This is a genomic window from Nostoc sp. DSM 114167 (genome assembly GCF_052692655.1).
In genome coordinates, this window is sequence record NZ_CP195116.1 from 5,945,302 (window position 1) to 5,967,996 (window position 22,695).

Consider the following 22,695-nt stretch of genomic DNA (forward strand, 5'->3'; position numbering starts at 1 on the left):
AATCTCCCGGTATTCACCCATTACAGCCAACAAACAACTGTATTTGCTTTCACTGACTACCCCAAATTTACCGTTGCTTCAGTATTCCAGGTGAAACAAATGCAAAAAGCAACGAAATCTATCAATATTAAAAAGCTGGTGACAGTTTTACTATTTGTAATTCCCTTAATTGCAGACTGGTTAATCCCAGGTTCGGGTATTTTGATTGAAATTACCTTTCTAATTTGGGAATTGTTGGAACCAGAGGAGACACAAGGGGATGATTTGAAGTAAAAGTAATATGTAGAGTCGAATGTCACTTACTTAAACTGGATTTAGATCCCCGACTTCTTGAAGAAGTCGGGGATCTGGGCAGCTAATAACGCTAAAGTCATAGTATGACTACAAAAATCACAACCCAAATGCAAACTGATAAATACCCTTTTGCTCAAGAACTGATTACCGATATGGAAGGTAATATCCGTAAAGTAGTCATAGATTTTGATGACTATCTACGCTTGCTAGAAGCTATTGAAGATGAAGGACTTATCTTAGCAATGAAGGCAGTAGAACATGAAATACCTCTAAATATTGATGAAGCATTAGCACAACTAGAACAAGAGTGATTACCCAATATCTACCAAGCTTTATCAAGGATCTCAAGGCTCTGAAAAGTACACCTTACTATGAGACTATTAAAACCCTTGCTTTTGAAGAAATACCACAACTATTAATCTTTGAAGAAATTACTAACCTCAAAAAACTTTAGGGTTATGAAAATGCTTATCGCATCCGCGTCGGTGATTATCGTATAGGACTTATTTTTGATGGAGAAACAGTCCTATTTCAGCGAGTGCTGCACGGGAAAGATATTTATCGTTATTTTCCCAAATAAAATCATTTTCAACGATATTACGAATTACAAATGCAATTTGATACCCAACTGCTACCTCAAATTAATAGTAAATCCCTTAGAGAAAATGGCAAACAATATTATGTAGATGCCAAGGGAAACCGCTTCCCTAGCGTCACCACAATACTTAATGTCACCAAACCCCAAGCAGACAGAGACAGATTATTAAATTGGAAAGCGCGTGTTGGAACAGAAGAAGCCACCCGCATATCTACAAACGCCAGTCGTCGGGGAACCCAAACACACAAACAAATTGAGCGTTACCTCCTGGGACAAAATCCTGTTTGTCCAGAAGCCAGTCGCCCTTACTGGGAAAGTATTCAGCCAGTCTTAGCAGAAATCGACACAGTGAGACTCGTAGAAGGCTCTGTTTTTCATTACGATTTGAGCTATTCTGGCAAAGTTGATTGTATTGCCAGTTATCAAGGCATCCCTTGTATTTGCGAGTGGAAAACAGCAGACAAACCTAAAGGTTCAATCGAGCATTTATACGAACATCCACTACAACTTACAGCATACATTGGAGCAATTAACAACTATTATCGAGATTATGGCATTCAGCTAAATCATGCTTTGTTAGTAGTAGCAATTCCAGAGATGCCAGCCGAGGTATTTTGGTTTGAACCAGCAGCAATTAAAGATTACTGGCAGCAATGGGAAAAAAGAGTTGCCGAATATTGGGAACGCAGAAGTGTTTGGAGTTGATGAGTGGGATTCTGGTTCAAAGATGCAGTAAGTGCTTTGATTTAAATTGCTGCGATCGCAGTTAAAGAAATACTGCTACTAATCATGCATTGCCTCCTATCCACTTCGAGATGTGGGACGAAAGGCACTTAAATGCATCTTGCTACATCAGTTGCCTTGCTGTAAAGTCGGAATGCGATGATAATTTGTAAAGTTTTTCCTCTTATGATTCAAAAAAAGCAGCTGGCGAAATGTGAAAAAACTCTGCAAGTTTGCTAATGTGATTAACTGTTAGCTTGCGCTGTCCACTCAAGACTTCAGATACAATAGACTCGGTTTTAAAGATAGGAATTAAGTCTTTCTGTCGCAAACCAAATTCGGCAATCATTGCTTGAAGTAATTCTACGCCATGAATATCAGGTATAGAATGATGTTTTTGTTCATACTCATAAACCAGAGTACCTAAAACATTAAGATAGTCTTGTTCATCTGGTGTTAATTCACCTTTATCAATCAAAGAATCAATGACTTCTTGCGTAGCCAACAATTCTTCCTCGGAAGTTACGGGACGAGGAGGAAATGATTTGAGTAATTCAATATACGTTTTAGTAACAGGTGTTCCAGGAGTCATTTTGTCAGATATCTGATTGTTTCAATCCCTAATAGGGATTTTGATTAATTGGAATTCAAACACTTGTGCTCATCTTAGTATCCAGATATCTGAGAGTTTCAATCCCTAATAGGGGATTTTAATGAATTATAACTTAGAAATTATGTTCATATTACTATCTATAATATATTTGAGGGCTTCAATGCCTAAAAATGATTTTTAAAATTGTTAGCCCAAAAGAATAGTTAGCATCAAGCAAACCAACAATCATTTTTCCACTCATCTTTGTCATATTCGGCATGTGTCAATATATGGCGAATAAAGACTTTTTGGCATTTGTAATCTACTAAAGTAATAAGTCGATAATTATTACCACTTATGTTAAAAACTGTGAAATTACCGACTTGATCGGCTGAGGGAAAAACCTGGCGTAACTCTACCAAGTTGTGCCACTCTGCTACAGATGTAAGTTTGTACCATAACCGCAGGCTCGTTTGTGCATTAGAGTGCTTTTCCCAGAACTTAACAAGTCTTGCACGACTGATAATGTGCATAAATTTTTAGTACATCGTATTTTTTCATGTGAGTGTTTCTTGACCGGGTACGAGATTATCTTAGCAAATTGCGAAGTTAGGGTGGGTATTAAAATGCCCACCCTACTTGCCTAAACTAACGCTGGTGTATTCGCATGCTTAACTTGAGGTGTTGCAACCATCCGCATTCCGGCTGGTGCAGCTAAAGTTAACCCCCGGCGCACAGGACGCACGGGACGTTTATTCACTAGCGAAACTTGAAATTCTGACAAAACAGTTGCCAAGACAATTTTCATTTCATACTGGGCAAATGCCATCCCAATACAGCGACGATTACCGCCACCAAAGGGTAAATATTCATAAGGTGAATATTGTCTTCCTAAAAAACGTTCTGGTTTGAACTGCTTGGATTGTGGGTAAACTTCTTCCCGATGATGCGCTAAATAAATGCTAGGGATTATTACCGTTCCCTCTCGCAGTTCGTAGCCCATAATTGTAATTGGGGTTTTCACAATCCGAGGGAAGGCAGTCATGACAATTGGGTAAAGTCGCAATGTCTCTTGGCAAACTGCTGTCAAATAGGGCAATTTACCTACACTACTCAAATCGGAGTTAACTCCAATGGTGTTGAGTTCCTTTAGTAATTTCTCACGCACCTCTGGTAAACGATCGATCCAGTAAAAAGCCCACGTCAATGCCGAAGCGGTGGTTTCATGTCCCGCAACTAGCAGCGTCATTAACTCATCATGTAATTCTTCATCTGACATCCCTTGACCATCGTCGTAACGAGCCGCCATCATCAAACTGAGGATATCTTGGCGATTTTGATCTAGTTCAGCCCGACGTTCTCGAAGTAAAGCATAAATAAGTTGATCGATTTTTTGCCGTTGTTGCAGAACCCAACCCCAAGGACTCCACGCACCAAAATCTTTTTGCATGAACTGAAAGAAGAAGGCGCTGGACATTACAGGCGAACTAATGAAGTCTAATAAGTCACTTAGCGATCGCCTCAGTTCTTCAGACAGCTGTCCTTCATTCAAACCAAATACAACCCGAAGAATAACACGCAAGGTAATTTCTTGCATCGACTCACGGATCTTAAAAGGTTTACCAACTTGCCATTCATGAGTCACCTGTTGGGTTATTTCCCGAATTTCCTCCCCATAAGCGCGCATTCTTTCGCCATGAAAGGGAGGAGCTAATAATTGCCGTTGCCTCTGGTGGCGATCGCCATCCGCTAACATAAAAGAGCGATCGCCAAGCAAAAATTTTAGTCCTACGTTCCCCCTCCCAACCTCAAAATGTTTGGAATCAGCAGTAAAAATCTGCTCAAGTGCTTTAGGTTGACTAAAATACACAAGATGGTTATCAGAGCTACTACTCCTGATCGTGAAAGTGTCACCGTAGATTTGGGCAAAATCATCCACATATTTCACTGGCTGAGTAATAAACTTGATCATTCTTAGCCAGCGCGGCATTTGAGGCCCATCGGGCAGATTGTAAGTTGTTGTCATAGAATTTTAGGGAGTTAATGGCTTCTAAATTTTATTGTTACGACTTTTCATGTTACTTAGGGTTACAGAAAGCGGTATATTCATCATTGGGGACTAGGGACTGGAAACTGGGAACTGAAAAAGAAGACAAAGAGGATAATAATAACTCTTGTACAGACGCGATTAATCGCTCCTGTACAGACGCGATTAATCGCGTCTCTACTCTTAACTCAGCACTCAGCACTCCTAACTCAGCACGGGCTAAACGCCCCGCTACCGCTAACAAAAGGCAGCATCGGAAGTAAGCAGTGCCAAAAATCATCGCTATTCTCAACGGTAAAGGAGGAGTCGGTAAAACGACTACCGCAGTCAATCTGGCTGCAAACTTTGCGAAGAAAAAAAAGGTGCTGCTGATTGATGCAGATATTCAAGGTTCTGCCAGTTGGTGGTTTGGGCGCAGTCAGCAGGGAATGGGATTTGATTTATCTCAAGAAACAGATCCCGCACTTTTAGGTGATTTAGCAAAGATAACAGGTTACGATTTAGTAGTGGTGGATACACCTCCCGCGCTACGCTCTGAAGCATTAGTGGCGGTAGTTGCGATCGCAGATTATCTAGTTTTGCCGACACCCCCATCTGCAATGGATTTAGCAATCCTCGTGGAAACAGTCAAGGAAGCCGTCATCCCTGTGGGAACCCCCCATCGGGTATTGCTCACCAAAGTCGATACTCGCAGTTTGGGGGAAGCACAAGAAGCAAAAAACACTCTAACTCGCTTAGGTATTCCTACTTGTAATACCTTCATCCGTGCCTATAAAGCTCATGAACGAGCAGCACTAGAAGGTGTAGCGATTACTCAATGGCGAGGCGGAAACGCACGGGAGGCGGAATTAGACTACCGCCGTGCAGCTGATGAATTACAGCGTGATTGGAGAAAATAATAATGGCTAGGAAACAAAGTCTCTCTGACTTACTACAAGAAGAGGCGCAAAAATTTACACCCCCAGAAGGTGAATCTGCGATTGAAGTTACAGCAGAAAAAATAGCCGAAGAACAGGCTGCATCTGATGAGGAATCGTTAGGACAACCACTTGAGCCAACTTCTACTAAACGCAGTCCCACTAAAGCTGATTTAGAAGCAACTGTCAAAGAATTGACAAGTAATCTAGAAGCAAGCCATAAAAAGGAAGCATCTCTTGGACAAGAAGTTGCTGATTTGCAATCAAAATTATCTAAACAAAAAACATTTGTATCAGAACAAAAATCATTACTAGAACAGCTAACAAAAGAACTTGATGAAACCAAAAAAACAGCACTGCAACTTGCAGAAGCAAATTCCCAGCTTATAGAAGAAATTAATTCTTTCAAACAAAAAGTAGAACAAAAAGCAATACAAAAAGCAGAAGAGAAATCTAAACTTGTTGTCAAAGAAACTAGCGCGATCAAACCAGTAAAAGACCATTACAATCCACTTAACTACAAAAAATCACATCGCTCATCGGAAACGCTAGCTCAAAATCAACCTCAAAATCAACCGAATGAGTATCCCGATAGTTCTAATGAGATGTGGTTACTTGACTAGAATCAGTTAAAGATTAATGGTACAAATCAAAATCTATGGCACTGCTTCATTTATTCGTCATTCTCGCAGTGCCATTTCTGACGCAATTCATTCTTGTGTTACTGAAGCTTTAATATATCCTCAAGACAAGCGTGCCCATCGGTTCTTTCCTCTCGAACCCGATGATTTTATCTATCCTTTAGGACGTTCAGAGAAATACATCATCATTGAGATTAGTATGTTTGAGGGACGCACTATTGAAACGAAAAAGAAACTAATTAAGTTGTTGTTTTCCCGCTTATCCGAACAAGTTGCAATTGCACCTATAGATATAGAAATCACGATTACAGAAACCCCAAAACACAACTGGGGTATTCGGGGAACAACAGGAGATGAATTAAACCTAAATTACCAAGTGCAAGTGTAAATCTTTGGAGCTTGTAGGGTGGGCATTGTAATGTCATTATAATGCCCACCTAAATGCAAGACAGGTTTGCGTTAGCGTTCGCGCAGCGTTCCGCAGGAAAGCTCACCGTACTCCTTTGGAGAAGCAAGCTACGCGTAGCGTCTCGTAGAGAAGGTATCGCTCTAGCTACATTCCCCTAAAATTATGTGAAACATAATTAAAGACAAAAATAGTAGCTATATCACAGAAGCCATTAGCAACAGATACAACACTTTCCAGATCGCCGTTATAGAAAAATTATTGAGATTTGAGCTATCTTTAAACTCGAAAGTCTAAAATATGCTGCGCGGTGATTTGTGGTTGTTCCAAGTGTGGGAGATGACCACAATCTTGAATCCACGTAAGAGTACTGTGTGGAATTGCCCTTTTAAATCTCATAGCATCCTTAGTACCCAAAATTTGATCGGAATCGCCCCACAAAATTAGCGTTTGTTGCACAATTTTTGATATGGTTGTGAATCTAAAAGCACTGTAACCGCCACTTTTGGTAAAAGAAATCAGAGCTTGATGCCAACTCGGCATTTGTAAATGTAATGCTCCACAACATAACGCATCGATAGAGGCAAGAGTTTGATTTTTATATCCAATGCGAGAAACGCGATCGCGCACTTTCATATTACTCAAAAACTGAGTTGCTAAATAATCTAATGGGGGAAACATGAATTTGCTCAATGGCGAACCACCCGCCAATCCCGCACTGTCAATTAAAACCAGCTTTTTGACTACTTCTGGGTAAGCCAATGTAAAATCAATCGCCGTCGCACCACCCATCGAAGCGCCCACTAAAATTACAGGTTGGTTAATTAAGCTTTTCCAAAAATAATAAAGATGGGTTTTAATTGCAGTTGGGCTATAAGCAATTCCTGAGAGTCTATCTGTAAACCCAAAACCCAACAAATCCACCGCCCAAGTTTCATTATCTTCAGAAAGTAGTGGCAAAAGCCGCCGAAATTCTAACACAGAACTGTCAAAGCCGTGAATTAATAAAATTGGAGTTCCACCACTCCCTTGCTTGACAAATGTTGTAGTTACTGCTTGATTAGTTAAAGGAGTAGCGATCGCAGTTGTTTGAATACTCCGAGCTAGTGCGATCGAAGTAGGTTCTGTGAGTTGCTCAACTGCTGTAGGAAGAAAATTCGGAAACATAAATTTCAGTCGATCGTACTAGTACAGGTCGGCAAAAATAAATCACCCATTCCAAATCAATGAAATGCTTATGCTGTATTCATTTTTAATTTTTAATTCCACCTTGCGCTACTAGCTTGCTTCCACCCATAACTAATTTTGTTAAACAATAAAGTTACACAACCTAAGATACTGAAGTATTATTTGTAATATTATATATATAAAACATAAGCCGGGGACTATCAAAATATTCTATCTCCCAACAGACATGATTAATCGCGTCTCTACTCCCCAAAAAAATATGGCATCAAAGAAAGTTTTCCAAAATGTCAAAATGGGGACTAAAGCCACGTACAATTAAAATCGCTTATCCCTTAATCCAGGAGCTAATGCCATGCCAATGGCGGTTGGCGTAATTGAAACTTTAGGTTTTCCTAGTGTCTTAGCAGCAGCAGATGCAATGGTCAAAGCTGCCGCAGTTACAATTGTGTATTATGGTCAAGCGGAGAGCGCTCGCTTGTTAGTCGCCGTCCGGGGACAGGTTTCTGAAGTAAATAGAGCTGTTGAAGCCGGAATCGTAGCTGGAGAGGAAGTAAAGGTTGGTACAGTAATTACCCACTACATCGTTCCCAATCCCCCAGAAAATGTCGAAACCATATTACCAATCCATTTCACTGAAGAATCAGAACCTTTCCGCATCTTCTAAGCAATTTTGCTATTCATTATCTGTAGCGAAGCTTCGTACAATTAACTTGTAGCCCCCAGTTTGTTCATACAGGAGATTAATAATGTCATTACAGGCAGTTGGAGCACTTGAAACTAAAGGTTTTCCTGCCGTGCTAGCAGCAGCAGATGCTATGGTAAAAGCTGGTCGAGTTACCCTCGTTGGTTATATCAGAGTGGGTAGCGCCCGTTTTACAGTTAATATTCGTGGCGATGTTTCTGAGGTAAAGACAGCTATGGCTGCTGGTGTTGAAGCCGCAGAAAATGTTTATGGCGGTACCCTAGAATCCTGGGTGATTATTCCTCGTCCCCATGAAAACGTTGAAGCTGTTCTACCAATTGGTTACACAGAACAAGTCCAAAGGTATCGAGAATCTGTAGAAAATCCCATTGTTAGATCGAACAATCGATAGATTTAACCTCCTGCGGGGGAATTCAAAACAAAAACTTCCCATAAATGAATTTAAAGAGAAGTTTTTTGTCAGGCTTCTGATTATCAAAACTTTAGAGGATTACATTCTTTCTGTTTTTAGATTTTGCATAAGTTGAATTTGGAAGCAGACAGAAAACAACAGTTAGAGTCAATAGTCAAAATCAATATTGACTGTTGACTGTTCATTTTTAGAAATATAAAAGCTTGAAGAATAACTTACCAATATGAAAGGTGTAGTTGTGACTGAAGCTAGTTTAAAAAAGATAAATTTGCCTATCAATCCTTACTATTATTTTATACAACGACTTCCAAAACATCTTTTGAAACAAAAGTTACCGTATATACACCTAATTCAATCAATAAATATCACAAAACATAACTTAATGCAATTCAGTGAAAGCCCAATCCTATTTCAAAAGCAGGGAATTCAGCCAATTTCTTCAGGAGAATTAGGGAATCTTCCAGGGCAAAATCTTATGAACACTAAGTATATGGAGATTAAACTAAATATTATACGACGCAAGGGTTTGTACAGAGTTGAAACTTATACTAGTGAAATAACGTCCAATTTTGAGTTAAATTAGATTCGTTCCTCGGATCTGTTACAAAATGTTAGATTTACCCGATCCATTTTGTGAAAAGTGTATCCTCCACACTTTAAGCAGATTTCTGTTCTCAACTAAAAAAACATAACTTTACAAAAAATTTAAATTGGCAGAATGCCCCAAATGCTTGATATATATTGATTTTGGACTTTTTAAAGTAAAAGCGAAACATCAATGTAGAAATTTCTGCATAATTTTAGTGAATTCAGACGTAATAAAAGTAGAATCACTGAGCTATTTTCATGAAACTCATGAAATCTGGGGCAGCTGCCAGTTAAACAATTAGGTGGGACGAATGGGGGTTGTAATGCAAACTTCAAAATTGAGTTTCGAGGAATGCAATCTCATTATGACAATAGATGTGGAAAAACTGGCTCTAGATTGGCAAAAGCGCTTGGCTGTGGAATGTCCAGACCAAAATGAAGCCGTAAGGCAAAGCATTATTCTCTGGCTGTTGGGATCTGACTCAAAACGGTTCGATCTGTATAATCCTAAAGAACTAGATATCGCCAAGCAAGCGATGGAATATCGCTGGAGGATTTTACGTCAACGCTACTTGGGGTTGGGGCGAGAACGTGCTTATCGCAACTTGATAACCCGATTGGGGAGTTTAGTAACATTACGGAATAAAATTCAGACTTGGGTTTCCCTCAGCCGCGATCGCCAGCGCAGTGTAATGGATGTGTTACAAGAAGTACTCCAAGAGTTACTCCAAAACGACAGCCAGATGCAACAGCAAATGGCTGATATTGCCAAATATACAACCGATAGACGATTGGGAGATGCTCTGCTATTTGCCAGTTTAGAAGAATATTGTCTGCGACCAGTAAGGAATCAACCCCTATTAGCTTATCGATTTGTGAATTATTTGCGTCGCACTCAGCGCGGTGGTTTAACCCAAGTGCCAGGACGTGATTTGGTTCGACTAGTCTCAGAAGAAGTTCTTACAGACGACAGTGACAATCGAGTTAACTTAGTCGATAATCAGGCGATCGCAGAATATATTGAAGCACAACAACTAGAAGAACAACAAGGGCTGCGCCAGTCAGTACAAAAAGAATTTGAAAATTATTTACAAGAAAATCTCGGCACAGAAGCAGTGGAATGGCTGCGGCTGTATCTGCAAGGGAAGTCCCAAGAAGAGATCGCCAAAAAACTGAATAAGCCAACTAAAGAAGTCTACCGTCTGCGAGAAAAAATTAGTTACCATGCTGTACGTGTTTTTGCCCTCAAAGGCAATCCAGAACTCGTAGACAACTGGCTCTCAATTTCCTTGCAAGAACATAACTTGGGATTAACCCAAAACCAATGGCAGCAACTTGATGAAAAATTGACTTCTCTAGGGCGACAAATCTTAGATTTGCGCAGAGCAGGTAATTCAATAGAAGCCATAGCCGAACAGTTAAAACTCAAAACCCATCAAGTGCTAGGTGAATGGACGAAAGTCTATCTTGCAGCCCAAGCTTTAAGAACCCAAGAGTAGCCTGTAGTGAAAAATGGAGCATAGGGAAGTCGGGAGTGGGAAGCAGGGAAACAGGGGAGAATAATTAATGCCCAATGCCCAATGCCCAATGCCCAATGCCCAATTTTCAGTATTATCCCCAGCCCCTAATCTAAAATTCATACTTTACTTACATTGACTTAAGTATATATAATTGGAATTTTAACAATTTAACAAAGTATCTTTATTAACTACCTATTGAATTAGAGGCAAAATATAAGTAAACACCAACGAATCAAATCTATGTTGTCTTCAAAGGGCGAACTAAATGATACCGTAGCAAATGGACAGCAAATGCTAACTGCCGCTCAAACTAGGTGGGAGCAAGAAGGCGATCGCGAACAAATATTCCACCTAATCGATCATCTTTTGTCCTTTGAAGCTTGCCTCTACCACCAGATTTTACCCTTTAGATTAGAAGACAAAAGCCTCTTGCTAGGTATGGTTTATCCAGAAGAGAGCGAAGCCCTAGATTACGTTGGTCGCATTTTGTCTTCTATCAATTGCACAATGGTGATTGAGGCGATCGCAGCCGATGCTCACCGCAGAATACTATCAGCCTACCTCAACCATAAGAATATATCCCAGCTAGATGCCCAACAAGTGCATCAGCCAACAGTGGACTTTCCCCCAACAAATAGCCCAGCTACGATTACTGACATACCTAGTCCTTCTTTAGATGCCGACTCAGAATCAAATCAACAACCTGTATTGATGGCGTTTCAGACACAAAAGCGTCAAAATTCTGGACAACGGGTAGACTTGCCTCCGATCCCAGAGCTAGACCAATCATCTCAAACTACGACGTTCTTCACCCCTATTTCCACAACTCAGTCGGGAGAGGATTCTGAACCCACATCATCAAACAATTTACCTATTTTTCCCACACAAGCTTCCGAACTACTGAATCCGATTGAGTTGCTAACAACACTGCCACCAAAAAAATTACTAGAAGAATTACTAGGGCGAATTTTCGCTGGAGGAATTGGTCGGCTGTACTTAGAAAGACAAGCTTACGAAGGCAGAATACTGTGGAGTGACAATGGAGTTTTACAGTCTGTATTAGACAAACTGCCACTCTCAGTTTTTCAAGGAGTATTGAATGAATTAAAGCGGTTTGCTTCCTTGCCTGTAACCACGCTTACAGAACCAAAACAGGTAGAAAAGGAATACGTGTATCAAAAAAATCGCTTATTATTACGCTTGCGAGTCATGCCGGGAATCTACGGCGAAGAAGCAACACTCCAAGTATTGCGGGGAGCAGCATTAAAATTCTATCAACAACAACAATTGACGCGTATAGGCCGCGATGCTTTAGGAATTTCTCAGCAACTAAGCATTAAGTTACATGAACTACAAGAACAACTTTTACTGAATCCTAGCCTTGATTCTCAGCAATTAGAGGCTTTAGTTACCCTGAATCAATTAGTGAAAAATTTAGACCAACAGATCAAAATACTGGCACTAGATAGCAATCCACCAACAAAGAGTAAATCATCAGTCAGTAAGTGAAAACGCTGATTTCGTTAGCATACATAATTGTTATGTTGTAATGGAATCTCAGACTGATAAAGCTTAGAGATTCATCTTCAAATAAATACAAATTTTGCGATCGTATTCTGGGTAAGATTACGGTTTAAACAGACTTAAATAGTAGCAAAGTTAGTTTCCCCTCTTAAATCCTATTGTTGCAAATATTTCATGCTAACTGAGGTTTTTAGTGAACTTTTCCCCTTAATGAGTACAGCCAATCCACAGACTTTGGAATGGCTACTCAACGTTGCAATTGAACATGAATATCCATCTGGACGAGCCGTTGTGATGGAAGATGCTTGGGGTAACGCCGTTTACTTGGTGGTTTCTGGTTGGGTCAAAGTCCGGCGTACCGTCGGAGATGATTCAGTAGCTTTGGCAATTTTTGGGCGTGGCGATTTTTTTGGAGAAATGGCAATTTTGGATGAATCTCCACGCTCAACTGATGTCATTGCCCTTTCACCAGTGAAATTGCTTAGTATCTCCAGAGAGCGGTTTATTCAAATACTGTTTAAAGACCCGCAGTTACATCACCGGATGTTGCAACTGATGGTGCGGCGATTGCGACAAATTAACCTGCGCCTACAAATGCGGTCTTCACCACCAGCAGTTAAACTTGCTCATACTCTAGTGACTTTGGGTGAAAGCTATGGTCAAGAATCAGACTTAGGAAGAGAAATTTTTAACATTCCCTTTAAAGATTTAGCAGAGGTGACAGAAATCGGCGTTGAAGAAACCACCAAAATCATGGAAAAGCTGCATGAAAAAGGGTGGATAAAAATTGATAGCGTCAACAACATCACTTATCTTGTGAACTTCAAACAGTTGATGAACTTGGCTGGCAAAGTGTGATTGTTTTATTTATTCAACGATACAAATTTTGGTATTAAGAAAGTCAACCGACATAGGCTTCGGTTGACTTTCTTATTACAGGTGTAAATACTTCTTCAAGGGGCGACAATCGCCTCTAAACCCCTACAGATAAAGGTTTGGGAGGCACAGACCCCTTGAAGTCGATATCATACTCTTGAGCTATCTGTCTGACGATGCTGGATTTGCCAATGCCAGGAGGCCCCCAAATCATCGTACTGATTTGCAAGTTTTTACGGATCAGATTGTCTAAATATGCTTTTAGATCGGCAGGTGTCATGGATTTTCGATTTTCGATCGAAGCTCAGAAGATATAACTTCGGCTTCTAATGAGAAGTAAAGGATACGGGTATTATATTTGAGCATTTCCAGGTATAACCTAGAAACTAGATTTTAAAAGTGTTTTATTAAAAATGGGTTTTCTAATTAGAGAATCTCCGCCAGTAAGGATTTTTGATGCGTTGGCGTAGCTCATTGTAGACATCGCAGACTGCTAAATATGGCTGAAATACTCAAATAGCCTGTAGTAATTATGTACAATGCATAAGTAGTATATTAGTTATGCAAAAGAAATAAAGTGTAATCTTTATTTGAGAAAAAGCGGATTTATCCGTGGAGTCAAAACTTACAATACTGTCTTTTCTACGAGATGCAATGCGATCGCACTGCATCTCGTAGCCTATTAACAATTATCTCAGCGAACAAGATGACTGAAGCAACAGCAACTCGTCCCAATACCTACATTGAGGAAACTGGGCCAATGATTCATTACCTGGTGGCTATGCCTCAACCAGAAACCCATCTGTTTGAGGTGACTTTACACCTTGTCGATTATCCCTCACCGATTCTTGATTTAAAATTGCCCGTTTGGACACCAGGTTCCTATTTAGTCCGGGAATACGCCAAGAATTTACAGGATTTTGAGGTTTTTGCAGAGAATAAACCTTTAACTTGGCGTAAGCTTGGTAAAAATCATTGGCAGATAGACAAAATAGATGTTTCAGAATTAACTGTACGTTACCGCATTTTTGCCAATGAGCTATCGGTACGAACCAATCACTTAGATACCACTCACGGTTATTTTAACGGTGCGGCACTATTTTTTAGAATACCTGGCTGGGATAAGCAACCCATTCGCGTCACCATCGTACCATCACAGCCACAATGGCAGGTAACTACTGCCTTACCACCCGTTGCCGAGGAAACAAATACTTTCTTGGCTAGCGATTTTGATACTCTGGTGGATACTCCCTTTGAGATTGGTTTCCACCAATTGTATAAATTTGAGGTATTAGGAAAACCTCATGAATTGGCAATCTGGGGACAAGGTAATTACCAAATTCAGCAAATGATTGCTGATATCCAAAAAATTATTCAAGTAGAAGCGCAGATGTTCGGCGGTTTGCCATATAAACGATATGTGTTTCTGCTACATTTATTTAGCCAAGCTTTTGGCGGTTTGGAGCATAAAGACTCTTGCTCCTTAATTTACCAGCGTTTTGGATTTCGCGCTCAGGAAAAATACGATCGCTTTCTGCAATTAGTTGCACACGAATTTTTTCACTTGTGGAATGTCAAGCGAATTCGCCCAAAAGCATTAGAGGTTTTTGATTACGACCAAGAAAATTACACACCATCATTATGGTTTTGTGAAGGTACTACTAGTTACTATGACTTGTTAATTCCTTTGCGAGCGGGAATTTTTGATGTTCAGTCGTATTTAAATAACTTAGGTAAGGAAATTACCAGATATGAAATGACACCAGGGCGCAAGGTACAACCCGTTTCCGAGTCGAGTTTTGATGCCTGGATAAAACTTTATCGCCCGGATGCCAATAGCGGTAATTCCCAAATTTCTTACTATTTAAAAGGAGAAATGGTATCGTTATTGCTGGATTTACTGATTCGCTCTACTCACAACAATCAGCGCTCCCTCGATGACGTGATGCTGAAAATGTGGCAGCAATTTGGGCAAGATGAAATTGGTTATACCCCAGAACAGTTGCAAGAAGTTATCGAATCTGTTGCCGGAATCGATTTGACTGATTTCTTTAAACGCTACATTGATAGTACTGATGATTTACCTTTCAATCAGTATTTAGAACCCTTTGGCTTGCAGTTGGTAGCCGAACAGCAGGAAGAACCTTACCTGGGTGTGAGAATAAATACAGAGAATGGGCGGGAGATCGTTAAGTTTGTGGAGACTGGTTCACCTGCACAAGTAGGGGGAATCGATGCAGGTGATGAGTTGTTAGCAATTGATGGGATTAAGATAACAGCAGGTAGCTTAAGCGATCGCCTGAAAGATTACCAACCAAACGATACCATCCAAGTCGCAGTTTTCCACCAAGACGAACTGCGTACTTATTCCATCACCCTGGCGTTACCACATCCAACTCGATATCAAGTAAAGCCTGTTGACCATCCTAACTCCACACAGCAGCAAAACTTTGCTGGGTGGCTTGGGGCTGCGAGCGCTACTGTTTAAAAGGGGCATGGGGCATTGGGGATTGGGTATGGGGAAAGGGAAAGGGGTAAGGGGAAAAGGGGAAAGATTAAATTTATTCCTTTTCCCTTTAACCTTTAACCTTTTCCCCTGCTCCCTGCCCCCTGCCCCCTGCTCCCTGCCCCCCTGCCCCTCTGCTCCCCAATCCTAAGCCGTTCTCACCGCTCCAGAGTAAATCAAACCCCGTTGCAGATCCAGCGTTATAATCGCCCCATCTCGAATTACCTGCGTTGCCTGCTTCACACCAACAATGACTGGTACACCGAGACGCAAGCCAATTACTGCTGCGTGACTTGTGAGAGTTTCATCTTCGGTAATAATTCCGGCAGCTTTCCGAATTGCCTCAACAAAATCGGCACTAGTGCGGGGTGCAACCAAAATATCTCCAGGATTAAAGTTACTCACATCCATACCAGTATTAGCTACCCGTGCGCGACCACTCACTGAACCTTGTCCCAGCCCAATTCCGTGACCGAGTACTGCTGTTACCACCTCTACCTTAATCAAATCTGTAGAGCCAGAAATCCCTTGGAGTGTGCCAGCGGTCATCACTACTAAATCTCCTTGGGACAGTAACTGAAGTTCCTGAGCCACGTTAATCGCAGCCTGAAATGTCTGACCAGTGGAAGGTAATCCTAGCACCAACAACGGTTTGACTCCCCACACCATCTGTAGCTGTCGCGCCACATTTACATGAGGTGTCACTGCCAAAATCGGTGTTTGGGGACGGAACTTAGAGACATTGCGAGCTGTTGCTCCGGTTTGGGTTAGGGTCATAATTGCCGCTGCGCCTAGTTGTTCGGCAATTTGACCAACAGCTTGACTAATCGCATTGGGAATGGAGCGCCGGGAATCTCTTAAAGAACGTAAGTTTAAGTGTTGGGCTTGTTCCTGCTCCATACGTTCGGCAATTCGTGCCATCGTCGCTACTGCTTCTACAGGGAAGCTACCCACAGCGGTTTCATTGGAGAGCATTACCGCGTCCGTGCCGTCTAAAATCGCGTTTGCCACATCCGAAACTTCAGCGCGAGTGGGACGGGGATTGCTCACCATGCTATCTAACATTTGAGTAGCGGTGATGATTGGAATTCCCAAGCGATTTGCTGTGGCAATTAGTCGCTTTTGGAGTACGGGAACATCTTCTGCTGGCAATTCCACCCCTAAGTCGCCTCTGGCAACCATCACGCCATCACACAAAGCCAGAACCGCTTCCATTTGTTCAATGGCTTCATGCTTTTCAATTTTGGCAACCACTGGCACTAGCTTGCCTGTACTAGAAATTAGTTCTTTAATTTCGATCATGTCCTGGGGATTGCGGACAAAGGAAAGTGCCACCCAATCGACACCCTGATCTAGACCAAACATTAGATCCTCTCGATCTTTTTCGGTCATTGCCTTAATTGACAGGTAAACGCCGGGAAAGTTTACGCCTTTGTTGTTAGAAAGTTTACCAGGTACGGTGACGCGACAATGCAAATCACCTTTGTCCCGGTTTATTTCCTCCACCAGCATTTCTACTCGTCCATCATCGAGGAGAATTTTTGCCCCAACTGGGACTTCTTCGGCTAAATAATCGTAGGTGACGCAACTAATTTCTTGCGTTCCTACCACTGGACGATTTGTCAAGGTGAAGCGATCGCCTTTTGCTAAAACTATAGACCCATTGTCAAACTTCCCCAAGCGAATTTTTGGGCCCTGCAAGTCTTGGAGAATAGCCACTGGCTGATTTAATTCAAAAGCGGTTTGCCGAATTAAGCGAATACTACGCTGATGGTCGGCATGAGTTCCGTGGGAGAAGTTTAGCCGTAGCGTCGTGGCTCCCGCTTCAATAATCGCCTTGAGCATTTCAGGACTGCTAGTGGCGGGGCCAATAGTAGCGACAATTTTTGTCCGGCGCAGAGAATCTCGTAATTGCATAGGGGCTGAAGTTAGGGAGCTATCTGGGAAGTCATCGTAACTTAAGTGGCATCTCCTTTTCAGTCACTGCTATATCAATCAGATATAAGCAGTTAGATGAGGGTTTATGGGAGAGTGGGGGCTGTGGGATAGACTAGATATAGTACATCAATCTTGTATCCATCCTCCCAACGAAGAAGTTGATTCCATCAACTTCTTGCCGATTGTCATACCCACTTATCAGTAAAGACTAGGCTTCGTCTGGAATCATAGCGTTATTCATCTGCTGATATGCAAAGCTGTGGATAAATCTTGCTATACAAAAATTTGCAAAACTTTATTATTCAATAATATTTATCGTATATTCGTAATGTCTGCTCAAAAAGGAGTCAATATTAGAGATGATCGCATCGGAGGCACAAAAGCCACTGACAATCCCACCCAAGGAATTTTTAGCGCCTCCTGGTGATTTCAATCCGACGCTGCTGCTGTTTTGTGTTGCTGTATCCATGCTGGTGTTATCCAACTTTGGTTACTGGCTCTGGGAATGGCCGCACTGGCTATGCTTTTACGTTAATACGATCGCATTACATTGTGCTGGAACCGTAATTCATGATGCTTGTCACCAATCTGCCCATCGCAATCGGGTGATAAATGCGATGTTAGGACATGGCAGTGCGTTGATGCTAGCTTTTGCTTTTCCTGTATTTACGCGGGTGCATTTACAGCATCATGGTCATGTCAATCATCCCAAAGACGATCCAGATCATTATGTCTCTACAGGTGGGCCGTTGTGGTTGATTGCAGTGCGCTTTTTGTACCACGAGGTGTTTTTCTTTCAACGGCGACTGTGGCGTAAATATGAACTATTAGAATGGTTCATTAGCCGCTTAATTGTCGGTGCGATTGTTTATATTTCAGTACAGTACCACTTTTTGGGTTACATTCTCAATTTTTGGTTTATACCGGCTTTTGTGGTCGGCATAGCACTAGGATTATTTTTTGACTATTTACCCCATCGTCCTTTTGCGGAGCGCGATCGCTGGAAAAATGCTCGCGTTTATCCTAACCCAATTCTCAATATCTTGATTATGGGACAGAATTACCACTTAATTCATCATTTGTGGCCTTCTATTCCTTGGTATAATTATCAACCTGCATACTATGTAATGAAACCGCTTTTAGATGAAAAAGGATGTTATCAAACTTCAGGATTGTTGCAGAAAAAAGACTTTTTTGAGTTTGTTTATGACATTTTTTTAGGAATTCGGTTTCATCATCAAAAAGAATAGAGTTGTTCTATGAAGCTCAGTCAAAAATCTGCTATTTCAACAACCACACCTGGAACGATCGTAGCTAGAATACTACGAACACTGGGTATCAAAGGAAGTAAATCAGGCAGGCGATTACTAAACGCGATGAGAACAACAGCAACTCCAGCCTGTTGCAAGTTTTGCTGATACCGTAAGTTTTTGTCTGTTGTAAGGAGAATTGTGAAATTCTCCTTCGCCATTAGTTGCAATAGCTCACCATTCTTTTTGCCTGACCATCCCATCTCCACAACCGTGCGTACCTCATAATCAGTGAGTTCGCGTTTTAAGGTCGTGGAACACATTCATCAAGCAGAATTCGCATAAGCGGTCAGCATTTCCTTTGCTAATTCGAGAGCGGCGATCGCTTGCTCGCGGCTGACACTGGGAAAGTGCTCTAAAAACTCATCAAGTGAGTCACCCGCTTCCAGATAATCGACTAAGGTTTTTAGCGGCACACGAGTATCAACAAAAACAGGGGTTCCCCCCAATATATCAGGGTCGCTATGAACAACACGCGATGTGGATGTCATATAGTTAGTATGCGTGCGACAAATTACCTTCCGATCCTAGCTCTGATTCTCTCGTAAATCTCATCATATATTCCATTGTCACTTTGCAGATCGCGATGTCTACGGTGGTAACAGACTTATACTGAGTTTCGACACTTCGACTGCGCCCTTCTCTACGAGAGCCTGCGCCAACGGCTACGCTCAGGACAGGCTCAGTGCATCGCTGCGCGGTAATCGAGCGACTTGTACTGAGTTTCGACACTTCGACTGCGCCCTTTGGCTACGCTCAGGACAGGCTCAGTGCATCGCTGCGCGGTAATCGAGCGACTTGTACTGAGTTTCGACTGCGCTCAACTACCGCAAAGTCGAAGTAAGTCGAGATTCAACTACCGCAAAGTCGAAGTAGCTTGTCGTTGGTTCAGTCTTTGGTAAAGAAGTGCGAACTGCGCGATCGCGCCAAAAACCTTTTGAGAATTTCTGCTACGACCTAATTTTATGCGATCGCATTTGCTAAAAATCAAAAGAGTGATTTATGTCTTGTCTTGCATATTTATAAAAGGGAGAAAGCGGTTGCAGACGGCAACCGCTTTCTCCCTATAAAAATGATTATTATTTTAATTAGTATATGAATTAGTATATTTTATTCTCTGGAAATCCCTTAACTGATGCTTCTCTCACTTCTTACGACTTTATTCTTGAAGCCTTATTCAGCGCAGCTTCATAAATAATTAGTATTACAATTAAATATAAAGTATGGCAATGTGTTATCAAATAAATATGCCATCGAATCTGCTCGCGCTTGTCAATATTCTCTAGTACTTCCTAATATTATTTATTTTTGTCCCAAGAATTGATTGCTCTTTATCTTTTATGAGAAATTTAGAGCTATTAATTCTAATAACCTCATACATTTCTGCCACAAACACTGAACCTAAAGTAGCTACCATATCTGCAATAGAAATCTTAAAGACTAATGGAATTTTAAAATTAAAAAATGATTTTGGCATAGTTTTAACATTTAAATACAACTTTTTTTGACTAACGTACCATACTCCAGTAAATTTATTACCTGTTAGAAGTTCTTTAGGTTTAGATAAAAGTAATGTTTGAATCCTGGTTTGTTCATAAGTCATATCATCTTTAAATTCAATAGTTATTTTTTCCGAACCAGTATTAAAACGCCATTTCCCCAAAAGTAAAATCTCTATTTCTAAATCGGAATGCTTACTAATATTCATATATTATCTATCCACAGAATAATTATTTAATTTTTTTCTTAACTTAGGTGAACAGTTGCATGTATCAAAAATGCTTTGATTTCTTACTATCCAAAGATATGGATAGATTTTGTCTAAAAAATTTTTGAATATCATGAATGCAAACTCCTACATTATTAAGATACTCTCACTTAGCAAAGTGCATATGCATAAACTTTCGTAACGAGCGTCTGTTCATCCTCACGCCACAACTGAACTTTTGCATCCGGGTAGGTGACTTAGAGTGCTTCTACTTGTAAGCATCCCCTAATCCTTCCACGCCTGATTCGTTATTAATGCGTATATCGATGTTCTGCTGTAGCTTGTTATTTCCCCTACTTCTCTGTGTGCCAATAACCAGATAATAGACCTCTTGCAAAAATATATTTTTGCACTCTTAGGGAAAAGGGTAAAGGTAAAAGGGAAGAAGGAACAGGACTCTTGTGTTATCCCTTTCCCCCACCCCTTATCCCCTTCTTGGTACCCCACCCTCCCCTTATCCCCTTCTTGAGACCCCACCTTCCCCTTTACCCCAAACCCTTGCGAAGCGTTTTTACTTCAAGCCCATAACTAAAGTTATGGGCTTCCCTTTCCCCTTTCCCCTTTCCCCTTTAACCTTTTCCCTGCCCGAAGGGCGTTGACGCCAATGGCTTTTCGGCCCACCCCACAAAATTGGATAAGGCTACCAATTACCTACAGGTTGAGCAGTTGGAGAAAACATTGAGGGATCGATTGAAATGCCCAATCCTTCAGCTACACGACGACCATAAGAAATATCTGCCCGGAAGAAGTGGCAAAGTTGGCGCATTTGGATGTCTTCCCTTGCTTGAGAGAGACTACCGACAATATTTTTAGCCAGACGCTCTTGCTGTTCAGGAGTTAGTAACCGATACAAATTACCTGCTTGGGTGTAATCGTCGTTTCCTTCACGATGACTGTAACGATCGACTGTGACATCGCCCAAATGACTAGGTGGTTCTGCATAAGCTGGATTTTCTTTGGGCGTACCCTCAGCACTATTCGGTTCATAGTTAGGAACGCTACCGTGGTTGTTTCCCGATGCCATAAAGCCATCTCGCTGATAATGCATCACTGGACATTTGGGCTGGTTGACAGGTAGTTGCTGATAGTTACCACCCAAGCGATACCGTTGAGCATCTGGGTAAGAAAAGATCCGAGCTTGCAGCATTTTGTCTGGAGAGAAACTAACGCCCCCGACCACTGCACTAGGGCTAAAAGCAGCTTGCTCGACTTCGGCGAAATAATTCTCTGGGTTACGATTTAGCTCTAATATCCCGACTTCGATTAAAGGATAATCTGAGTGTTTCCAAACTTTGGTCAAGTCAAAAGGATTATCAGGATGTTTTGCTGCTTGCTCTTCGGTCATCACCTGAATACACATCCGCCACTTAGGATAATCACCTTGAGCGATCGCTTCAAACAGATCGTGAGTCGCATGATCGGGATCTTCACCCTTAATCTTAGCTGATTCTTCCTCCGTCAAGGTTTGATGCCCTTGCAGAGTCTTAAAGTGAAATTTACACCAAACGCGATCGCCATCAGCGTTAATCAAACTGAAGGTATGACTACCAAAGCCGTCCATGTGTCGATAGGTTTTGGGTATTCCCCGGTCTGAAAACAGAATCGTCACTTGGTGAAGCGATTCTGGACTGAGTGACCAAAAATCCCATCTTGCATTATGGTCTTTGCAATTAGTTTGGGGATTGCGCTTTTGGGTGTGGATAAAATCAGGAAATTTCAGGGGGTCGCGGATGAAGAAAATTGGGGTATTGTTACCTGTGATATCCCAGTTGCCCTCTTCAGTGTAAAACTTGATCGCAAAGCCTCTAGGGTCGCGCTCGGCATCTGCTGAACCTTTTTCTCCTCCGACTGTAGAAAAGCGCAAGAGAACTTCCGTTTTCTTGCCAATTTCAGAAAAAAGTTTGGCTTTACTGTAGCGGCTGATGTCATTGGTGACAGTAAAAGTACCGAAAGCAGCCGCACCTTTAGCGTGGACAACTCTTTCAGGAATACGTTCTCTGTTGAAATGAGCCAGCTTTTCTAAGAGGTGGAAATCCTGGATTAATACAGGGCCGCGCGCTCCAGCCGTGAGTGAGTTCTGGTTATCAGCAACAGGAATACCGTCAGCAGTTGTCAAGTTTTGGGGTTCAGTCATGGTTCAAGAA

At 41.4% G+C, this 22,695-nt stretch carries 24 protein-coding genes; 14 read left to right on the top strand and 10 right to left on the bottom strand.

The annotated features are described in order from the left end of the window. Nucleotides 1–99 precede the first annotated feature (99 nt). The 3 genes from NSTC731_RS25285 to NSTC731_RS25295 all read left to right on the top strand — a co-directional run bounded on the left by NSTC731_RS25285 (nucleotide 100) and on the right by NSTC731_RS25295 (nucleotide 1,597). Nucleotides 100–273, top strand: coding sequence for a hypothetical protein (locus tag NSTC731_RS25285; RefSeq protein WP_445627334.1), 174 nt, complete (start codon nucleotides 100–102; stop codon nucleotides 271–273). A gap of 104 nt (nucleotides 274–377) precedes the next feature. Further along, entirely contained in the window at nucleotides 378–605 is a 228-nt protein-coding gene (locus NSTC731_RS25290; protein ID WP_322713050.1) for a hypothetical protein, read from the top strand. A gap of 299 nt (nucleotides 606–904) precedes the next feature. Beyond that, the gene (locus NSTC731_RS25295) at nucleotides 905–1,597 is read left to right on the top strand and encodes a PD-(D/E)XK nuclease family protein (protein ID WP_445627335.1); all 693 of its coding nucleotides are present in this window, start codon (nucleotides 905–907) and stop codon (nucleotides 1,595–1,597) included. 202 nt (nucleotides 1,598–1,799) lie between these two features. Here NSTC731_RS25295 and NSTC731_RS25300 read toward each other — a convergent pair whose 3' ends face one another. From NSTC731_RS25300 to NSTC731_RS25310, 3 genes are all read right to left on the bottom strand, one after another. Continuing rightward, the gene (locus NSTC731_RS25300) at nucleotides 1,800–2,207 is read right to left on the bottom strand and encodes a helix-turn-helix domain-containing protein (protein ID WP_445627336.1); all 408 of its coding nucleotides are present in this window, start codon (nucleotides 2,205–2,207) and stop codon (nucleotides 1,800–1,802) included. A 230-nt stretch (nucleotides 2,208–2,437) separates the two neighbouring features. After that, nucleotides 2,438–2,740, bottom strand: a complete 303-nt coding sequence (locus NSTC731_RS25305; RefSeq protein ID WP_445627337.1) for a type II toxin-antitoxin system HigB family toxin — start codon at nucleotides 2,738–2,740, stop codon at nucleotides 2,438–2,440. A 110-nt stretch (nucleotides 2,741–2,850) separates the two neighbouring features. Then, a complete protein-coding gene (locus NSTC731_RS25310; RefSeq protein ID WP_445627338.1) occupies nucleotides 2,851–4,233 on the bottom strand; it encodes a cytochrome P450 in 1,383 nt (460 codons plus the stop codon). A gap of 17 nt (nucleotides 4,234–4,250) precedes the next feature. Here NSTC731_RS25310 and NSTC731_RS25315 point away from each other — a divergent pair, with 17 nt between their 5' ends. Genes NSTC731_RS25315 through NSTC731_RS25330 form a run of 4 tightly spaced genes read left to right on the top strand, consistent with a single transcriptional unit; the run spans nucleotide 4,251 to nucleotide 6,200 of the window. Further along, on the top strand, nucleotides 4,251–4,517 hold the full coding sequence (locus NSTC731_RS25315) for a hypothetical protein (RefSeq protein WP_445627339.1): 267 nt from the start codon (nucleotides 4,251–4,253) through the stop codon (nucleotides 4,515–4,517). A 3-nt stretch (nucleotides 4,518–4,520) separates the two neighbouring features. After that, entirely contained in the window at nucleotides 4,521–5,153 is a 633-nt protein-coding gene (locus tag NSTC731_RS25320; RefSeq protein ID WP_322671549.1) for a ParA family protein, read from the top strand. Between the two features lie 2 nt (nucleotides 5,154–5,155). Then, nucleotides 5,156–5,794 carry a hypothetical protein gene (locus NSTC731_RS25325; protein WP_445627340.1) on the top strand — a complete coding sequence of 213 codons (639 nt, stop codon included), beginning with the start codon at nucleotides 5,156–5,158 and terminating at the stop codon, nucleotides 5,792–5,794. Between the two features lie 16 nt (nucleotides 5,795–5,810). Continuing rightward, nucleotides 5,811–6,200, top strand: coding sequence for a tautomerase family protein (locus tag NSTC731_RS25330; RefSeq protein ID WP_445627341.1), 390 nt, complete (start codon nucleotides 5,811–5,813; stop codon nucleotides 6,198–6,200). Nucleotides 6,201–6,497: 297 nt separating this feature from the next. On the opposite strand, the gene NSTC731_RS25335 is transcribed toward NSTC731_RS25330, so the two are convergent. Continuing rightward, nucleotides 6,498–7,385 (bottom strand): alpha/beta fold hydrolase, encoded by an 888-nt coding sequence (locus NSTC731_RS25335; protein WP_445627342.1) that lies wholly within the window; start codon nucleotides 7,383–7,385, stop codon nucleotides 6,498–6,500. 373 nt (nucleotides 7,386–7,758) lie between these two features. On the opposite strand from NSTC731_RS25335, the gene NSTC731_RS25340 reads away from it, so the two are divergent. The 5 genes from NSTC731_RS25340 to NSTC731_RS25360 all read left to right on the top strand — a co-directional run bounded on the left by NSTC731_RS25340 (nucleotide 7,759) and on the right by NSTC731_RS25360 (nucleotide 13,011). Then, nucleotides 7,759–8,070: a BMC domain-containing protein gene (locus tag NSTC731_RS25340; RefSeq protein ID WP_445627343.1), complete on the top strand. Its 312-nt coding sequence runs from the start codon at nucleotides 7,759–7,761 to the stop codon at nucleotides 8,068–8,070. Nucleotides 8,071–8,152: 82 nt separating this feature from the next. Then, nucleotides 8,153–8,500: a carbon dioxide-concentrating mechanism protein CcmK gene (locus tag NSTC731_RS25345; protein ID WP_445627344.1), complete on the top strand. Its 348-nt coding sequence runs from the start codon at nucleotides 8,153–8,155 to the stop codon at nucleotides 8,498–8,500. Nucleotides 8,501–9,420: 920 nt separating this feature from the next. Continuing rightward, the gene (locus NSTC731_RS25350) at nucleotides 9,421–10,608 is read left to right on the top strand and encodes a HetZ-related protein 2 (RefSeq protein WP_445627345.1); all 1,188 of its coding nucleotides are present in this window, start codon (nucleotides 9,421–9,423) and stop codon (nucleotides 10,606–10,608) included. 261 nt (nucleotides 10,609–10,869) lie between these two features. Then, nucleotides 10,870–12,138 (top strand): GspE/PulE/PilB domain-containing protein, encoded by a 1,269-nt coding sequence (locus NSTC731_RS25355; protein WP_445627346.1) that lies wholly within the window; start codon nucleotides 10,870–10,872, stop codon nucleotides 12,136–12,138. Nucleotides 12,139–12,327: 189 nt separating this feature from the next. Next, nucleotides 12,328–13,011: a Crp/Fnr family transcriptional regulator gene (locus NSTC731_RS25360; protein WP_445627347.1), complete on the top strand. Its 684-nt coding sequence runs from the start codon at nucleotides 12,328–12,330 to the stop codon at nucleotides 13,009–13,011. Between the two features lie 115 nt (nucleotides 13,012–13,126). Here NSTC731_RS25360 and NSTC731_RS25365 read toward each other — a convergent pair whose 3' ends face one another. Next, nucleotides 13,127–13,309, bottom strand: coding sequence for an AAA family ATPase (locus NSTC731_RS25365; RefSeq protein WP_445627348.1), 183 nt, complete (start codon nucleotides 13,307–13,309; stop codon nucleotides 13,127–13,129). Nucleotides 13,310–13,735: 426 nt separating this feature from the next. Between NSTC731_RS25365 and NSTC731_RS25370 the strand changes: the two genes are divergently transcribed. After that, complete coding sequence (locus NSTC731_RS25370; protein ID WP_445627349.1) at nucleotides 13,736–15,517, top strand: M61 family metallopeptidase; 1,782 nt, start codon at nucleotides 13,736–13,738, stop codon at nucleotides 15,515–15,517. 165 nt (nucleotides 15,518–15,682) lie between these two features. Here NSTC731_RS25370 and pyk read toward each other — a convergent pair whose 3' ends face one another. After that, nucleotides 15,683–17,452: a pyruvate kinase gene (gene pyk, locus NSTC731_RS25375; protein ID WP_445627350.1), complete on the bottom strand. Its 1,770-nt coding sequence runs from the start codon at nucleotides 17,450–17,452 to the stop codon at nucleotides 15,683–15,685. Between the two features lie 380 nt (nucleotides 17,453–17,832). Between pyk and crtR the strand changes: the two genes are divergently transcribed. Further along, the gene (gene crtR / locus NSTC731_RS25380) at nucleotides 17,833–18,723 is read left to right on the top strand and encodes a beta-carotene hydroxylase (RefSeq protein WP_445627351.1); all 891 of its coding nucleotides are present in this window, start codon (nucleotides 17,833–17,835) and stop codon (nucleotides 18,721–18,723) included. 20 nt (nucleotides 18,724–18,743) lie between these two features. Here the strand turns inward: crtR and NSTC731_RS25385 are convergent, their stop codons facing one another. The 4 genes from NSTC731_RS25385 to NSTC731_RS25400 all read right to left on the bottom strand — a co-directional run bounded on the left by NSTC731_RS25385 (nucleotide 18,744) and on the right by NSTC731_RS25400 (nucleotide 22,685). Next, on the bottom strand, nucleotides 18,744–19,046 hold the full coding sequence (locus tag NSTC731_RS25385) for a hypothetical protein (RefSeq protein WP_445627352.1): 303 nt from the start codon (nucleotides 19,044–19,046) through the stop codon (nucleotides 18,744–18,746). 3 nt (nucleotides 19,047–19,049) lie between these two features. After that, complete coding sequence (locus NSTC731_RS25390; RefSeq protein ID WP_445627353.1) at nucleotides 19,050–19,274, bottom strand: DUF433 domain-containing protein; 225 nt, start codon at nucleotides 19,272–19,274, stop codon at nucleotides 19,050–19,052. Nucleotides 19,275–20,065: 791 nt separating this feature from the next. After that, nucleotides 20,066–20,491, bottom strand: a complete 426-nt coding sequence (locus NSTC731_RS25395; protein ID WP_445627354.1) for a hypothetical protein — start codon at nucleotides 20,489–20,491, stop codon at nucleotides 20,066–20,068. A 700-nt stretch (nucleotides 20,492–21,191) separates the two neighbouring features. Beyond that, the gene (locus NSTC731_RS25400; protein ID WP_445627355.1) at nucleotides 21,192–22,685 is read right to left on the bottom strand and encodes a catalase; all 1,494 of its coding nucleotides are present in this window, start codon (nucleotides 22,683–22,685) and stop codon (nucleotides 21,192–21,194) included. Between the last annotated feature and the right edge of the window lie 10 nt (nucleotides 22,686–22,695).